Consider the following 5,448-nt stretch of genomic DNA (forward strand, 5'->3'; position numbering starts at 1 on the left):
CAGGATTTTCCGATGCCAGCGCATTAGATTTTGATGCGTCGTTGAGCAGTTCTGATCTGCGCGAAATCATTCGCCGCGAACGTCGTGTTGAATTGGCTTTAGAAGGTTTACGAATCTTTGATATTCGTCGTTGGGAAACTGCTGAAACTGTTCTGGATGGTAATCCACACGGAGCTCAGTATGGCGATCCAAGTATCGACAACGGTTATATCAGGCTCGATGTACGTTCATTTAATCCTGAACGGGATTATTTATGGGCGGTTCCGCAGTCGCAAAAAGATTTAAATCCAAATCTGGGCCAAAACCCGGGGTATTAATTTCAGGTAAATCAATAAATGAATAATAAATACAAACATATATCGATTATGAAAACACTAATTTTTAAACTTACTATAATAACTTCTTTGCTTATCGCATTTGTAGGATGTGAAGACGATGTATTAAGAGATACACGTGTAACAGCAGTACAGACCCTGTATGAACCTGCAGCGGATGCATCAATTGTTTTACAAACTTCTGCTTCGGCAGCTGTATATTTCGAATGGGAGCCTGCAAAAGCTGAAGACAGCGGAATGGTACTTTACGAAGTGGCTTTTGATGTTGAAGGTGGCGATTTCTCGGAACCGATTTACAGAATGGCTTCAGATAATAACGGTGGTTACAACCATGCAACAATTTCGCACAAACAATTAAATAAAATTGGTGCGCTGGCGGGTATTGGTTCTGCCGAAATAGGTAAAGTTATCTGGACTGTTTTCTCTTCAAAAGGAATTAATGATTTGAAAGGAGAGGAAGTACGTACAATGGAAATTACCCGTTTGGCAGGTTTCGCCGATGTTCCTGTTGATGTTTACATTACAGGTGCTGGTTCTGAAGGTGGAAGCGATTTGGCCAATGCAAGCATTATGAAAGGCGTTGCTCCGGGTGAGTTTGAAATTTACACTGAACTTACTGCCGGCGAAGAGTACTATTTTACTGATGGCAATGCAGGCGACACTCGTCAGTTCTACATCGAAAACGGTGTAATTAAAGAAGGAGCTTCAACAAGTACAGTTGAAAATACAGCAGTTTACCGTATCAATATCGATTTTAATGTTGGTTCTGTGGTAATGACTGAAATTGTTGACTTCCAGTTGCATTTTGCTCCAACTGATGAATACTTATTCTCATTGGAATACCAGGGTGGCGGTATCTTTAAAGCAAGCAACCAGCCGCTTGAATTTAAGCAGGAAGGTTGGGGACGCGATGAGCGTTACAAATTCAGAATGACTGTTAAAGATGCAGATGGTAACGATGCTTACGAATGGTGGGGTACATTGAATCAAACCGATGGCCGCCCAAGCGGAAACGAAGAATATTACTACATGGCACCTGTTGCTGAATCGAGATGGGACGACAAGTGGAAATTCGATGGAATTATGGATATGGCCTACATCGATGTAATTGCCTATTTCTGGGCAGAAGGACCATATACACACAATGTTATCAAAGTTGGTGATCAATAAATAGAGAAAAGGAAAACTGGGGCAGTGGATAACGCTGTCTCAGTTTGTTTTTTTGTTATTAAGAGTTTTAGTAGTATGAATACGAAATTAATTTTTTTAATGTTGATGTGCCTGGTTGTTTTTCAGGCTTGTGAGAAGGATGAAATTGATCCGGGAACTGATGGAGAAGAAACAGCAATAAACTGGGCAGCGGCTGCCGACAGCAGTAGCTCGTCGTTTATTTATTCATACTGGAATCCGGCAGCAGCATATTTCCATTACAATAACCTGAATAACACCGATTTTCACTACTGGCCGCAGGCACACGCGCTGGATGTTGCCATTGATGCCTACGAAAGAACAGGAGACAATTTTTACCTGACTACCATTAACGATTGGTACGAAGGTGTAAAAGCCAAAAACGGCAACACGTTTTTAAACGTTTTCTACGACGATATGGAATGGAATGCCTTGGCTATGTTACGTGCGTATAATGCAACCAACCAGGAGCGTTATAAAACAGCGGCTATTTCGGTTTGGGAAGACATACAAACCGGATGGAACGACAATGCCGGTGGTGGTATTTCGTGGAAAAAAGATCAGCCGTACAGCAAAAACGCCTGCTCAAACGGACCGGCCTGTATTTTGGCCGCACGCCTTTATCAGCAGTTTGGTAATGTAGCAGATAAAGAGTGGGCACTTAAAATTTACGGGTGGGAAAAGGAATATCTTTTTAATCCGGCAAATGGTGCAGTGTACGATAATATCGACAGCAGAACCGGAGCCGTTCAAACGGCATGGATTTTTACCTATAACCAGGGAACTTTTGTTGGTTCGGCCCTCGAATTATATAACATTACGGGCGAGAAAAGTTATTTAAACGATGCGCAAAAAGCCGCCGATTATACACTTAATGTTTTGGTAAACAGCGGCGATCGCTTGTTAAAAGATGAAGGTTCCGGCGATGGCGGTTTGTTTAAAGGAATATTTGTACGCTATTTTACCCAACTTATTCTTCATCCCGATTTATCAGACGGTACCCGAAACCGCTACATGCAATTTCTGAAATACAATGCCGAAAAATTGTGGCAGGAAGGAACCGATAAGAATAAATTGCTTTATGGAACGTATTGGAAAAACAAACCGGGAAGCACCAGCGATTTAACAACGCAAACCAGTGGAGCTATGTTAATTGAAGCTGCCGCTTTATTGGAAGCCGAAGGACTGATTAACCCTTAATCGGATCTTATTTGATTAAAAGAATAACAAAGCAAATGATACGATCGGTATTTATTGGAGTAGCGTTTCTGGTATTGGTTTTATGTTCGGTGCATGCGAAAGGACTATCCTATGTGCTGAAATTCAATGCATCAGAGCCCGAAAGTTATATCGATTGCGGAAATTTTGATGAGTATATTTCGGGTGATTTTACCATCGAAACCCGGATATATATCGACAGTTGGGCCGGAAACTACATACTTGCCGATGAATCGTGGAACGCTGCTTCCGGTTCGGTTGGATTTGCTTTTCGGTTTAATTCAAACGGAAACGTAGAAGTTAATGTGGGAACCGGAGAATGGGAAGCCGTTACAAGTACCGGAAACCAACTCGAAACAGGCAAATGGCAACATGTTGCTGTTTCTGTGAGTACCAACAATGAAGTGAAAATTTTTATAGATGGTATATTGGTTGGCAACGGAACTTTGAGTAAACCAATGATCGCATCAGGAACACACGTTTTTATGGGCGAAGGTTCTGCGTGGAAAAACCGCCGTTTGGATGGTAAATTATCCGATTTCAGAATTTGGAATACAGCTCGAACAGCAGAAGAAATTAACTTAAATAAAGACATTCAACTCAATGGTAACGAAGATGGCCTGGTAGCCAACTGGCTGTTGAACGAAGGACAAGGCGATTCTATAATTGATCTAACCTCGCAGCATAATTTGAAAAGAGGAGCAGGGACAGAATGGACGCAAAAAGACAATATTCTCGTTAACGGAAGTCTGAAAATTTTGGACAGTGGAAAGGACTCTGTTTTGGTGCGAGTTGCCGGCGAGGTTATTGCCGATTGGAGTGTGACTGAAGTCGAAATTCCCGGCGAATTTTCATTTCGAAAAGTTGACGACCAATCTGCATATCTGGTTTACTCTGCAGAAACTTCAAGCTATCAAAACGATACAATTTCGATAAAAGCTACCACTGCTAATGCTGCAGATATTGAAGCGCAGGTGGCTGTTGATTTATACGATAATAAATACCAGTACTTCGGTGAAAAATTACTGGATCAAATTCACCACGAGTTTTACAACAAAAGCAATGGTTTGTATGCCGAAGCCATTGATGAATCATCAAATTTTAAACAAGCAAGCAGTTTTGTTTGGCCGGCTTCGCACATGTTACGGGCATTAACAAATGCATGGAAACTAAATCCTGAAAAATACGAAAGTCTGCTTTTTAACTACCTGGCGGCTATCGACACGTACAAAGTAACAAACGCCGGGAGAACCGGTTATGCTGTACTTCCCGGAAATACGGGAAACCGTTTTTACGATGATAACGGACAGCTGATGATGCCGTTCAGTATGATTTATGATTTGGCGCAGGATGATACAGCTCTTGAAAATCTGAAAGTGGCCTACGAGTTTAACAATGAAATTCGCGACAGTCGTTATGCTATTCCGCAGCACGAAGATCAACTTGGCTTTGGAATGTTATTTTCCATGTCGGTTAATTACACCAGTTACGCTGCTGCCAAACTGTATCAGTACACCAACGAAAACCGATACCTGGACGAAGCATTAACTTATTACGAGTTGGAGAACGATTTTTCGGTAAAAATTAAAGATTCAAATACAAAGTTGTTTAACCAGGCAAGCTATTACCAAAACGGAAACTGGTCGCTGAATGGTGTTGTAAATGGAAACACGGTTCGTGGTGGTGGTTACCGGGCCTATCAAACAACGGTTGTTATTCAAAATGCCATTCTTTTGTATCAGTTAACAAACGAACAAAAATACCTTGATGATGCCCACGAAATGATGAACAGTTGTATCAATCATTGGTATAAACCGGGACAAGGCTTAAGCGAGATTTCGTTTTGGGGTGGCGACGATATGATTGATGCTTTATTGGACATGTACCGCGAAACGGCAGATGATAAATTTTATTCCATTGCCGCCGATATTATGGATTTTCTAAGTGCCTACAACAGGGATAAACGTGGTTACTACGCCAGTAGTTATTCGGATGCGGATGGGAAATGGAATCTGGACAGATTAAACGAAAATCCTTCAGAAATCGGTATGATGGGACAAGCAGCTGCTGCTTCTTCGTTTTTAAATGTTGCTTACAGCACTTTAAATCCGGTTACTGATGTAGACGAAATTGAAATCTCCGAAAAAAGACAAATGCTAACTATATTTCCCAACCCGGTTTTGGCGGGCGAGGAAATCAGCATTCATTTGCCGGAAAAAACAAAGACCGAATGTGATCTGTATTTGTATAACCAGGCGGGGCAGCTGATGCAAGCATTTCAATCAACAGATTTAACAGATAGCGGGCAGATCTCTGTCTTCCCTGAAATCACGACTCCAGGAATTTATTTTATTCGGGTCATCACGGGAAGTAAGTCATATCAGGCAAATTTAATTATGCACTGAAAATGGATTAATTTGATGATAACAACTTAAATACCTAAATCAACTATAAATGAAGCGATTAGATTTCAACCTAAAATTATTTAAGATTACGAAAGTATTTTTTTGCATTATACTGGTTTGTCTGTTTTCCGGTTCTGTGATTGCCAGGGGAGGCATCGAAGAACTCACATCTCCTGATAACAACATCAAGGTTCGAATTGAATTGTCCGACAGAATTTATTACTCGGTTAGTGCCAATAACTTTCTATTAATGGAAAAGAGTTATTTGGAACTCCGGTTAAAAGATCAGATTTTGGGTGAAA

General features: G+C 41.0%; 5 protein-coding genes. All 5 read left to right on the forward strand.

Going from position 1 to position 5,448, the window contains the following annotated elements:
• The coding region (locus ABZB17_RS20010) for a RagB/SusD family nutrient uptake outer membrane protein (protein ID WP_372652946.1) at window positions 1–317 on the forward strand (317 nt) is incomplete at its 5' end.
• A gap of 48 nt (window positions 318–365) precedes the next feature.
• Window positions 366–1,505 carry a SusE domain-containing protein gene (locus tag ABZB17_RS20015; protein ID WP_372652948.1) on the forward strand — a complete coding sequence of 380 codons (1,140 nt, stop codon included), beginning with the start codon at window positions 366–368 and terminating at the stop codon, window positions 1,503–1,505.
• 75 nt (window positions 1,506–1,580) lie between these two features.
• The gene (locus ABZB17_RS20020; RefSeq protein WP_372652950.1) at window positions 1,581–2,723 is read left to right on the forward strand and encodes a glycoside hydrolase family 76 protein; all 1,143 of its coding nucleotides are present in this window, start codon (window positions 1,581–1,583) and stop codon (window positions 2,721–2,723) included.
• 35 nt (window positions 2,724–2,758) lie between these two features.
• Window positions 2,759–5,146 carry a LamG-like jellyroll fold domain-containing protein gene (locus ABZB17_RS20025; protein ID WP_372652952.1) on the forward strand — a complete coding sequence of 796 codons (2,388 nt, stop codon included), beginning with the start codon at window positions 2,759–2,761 and terminating at the stop codon, window positions 5,144–5,146.
• A 49-nt stretch (window positions 5,147–5,195) separates the two neighbouring features.
• Window positions 5,196–5,448, forward strand: a 253-nt coding sequence (locus ABZB17_RS20030; protein ID WP_372652954.1) for a hypothetical protein, incomplete at its 3' end; no start/stop codon positions are given.

The sequence above is a fragment of the Draconibacterium sp. genome, from assembly GCF_041583095.1.
GTDB lineage: Bacteria > Bacteroidota > Bacteroidia > Bacteroidales > Prolixibacteraceae > Draconibacterium.

Bases quoted from the DNA above. Each gene is read 5' to 3' on its own strand.
- ABZB17_RS20015 (WP_372652948.1), top strand. From the start codon at position 366: ATGAAAACACTAATTTTTAAACTTACTATAATAACTTCTTTGCTTATC.
- ABZB17_RS20020 (WP_372652950.1), top strand. From the start codon at position 1,581: ATGAATACGAAATTAATTTTTTTAATGTTGATGTGCCTGGTTGTTTTT.
- ABZB17_RS20025 (WP_372652952.1), top strand. From the start codon at position 2,759: ATGATACGATCGGTATTTATTGGAGTAGCGTTTCTGGTATTGGTTTTA.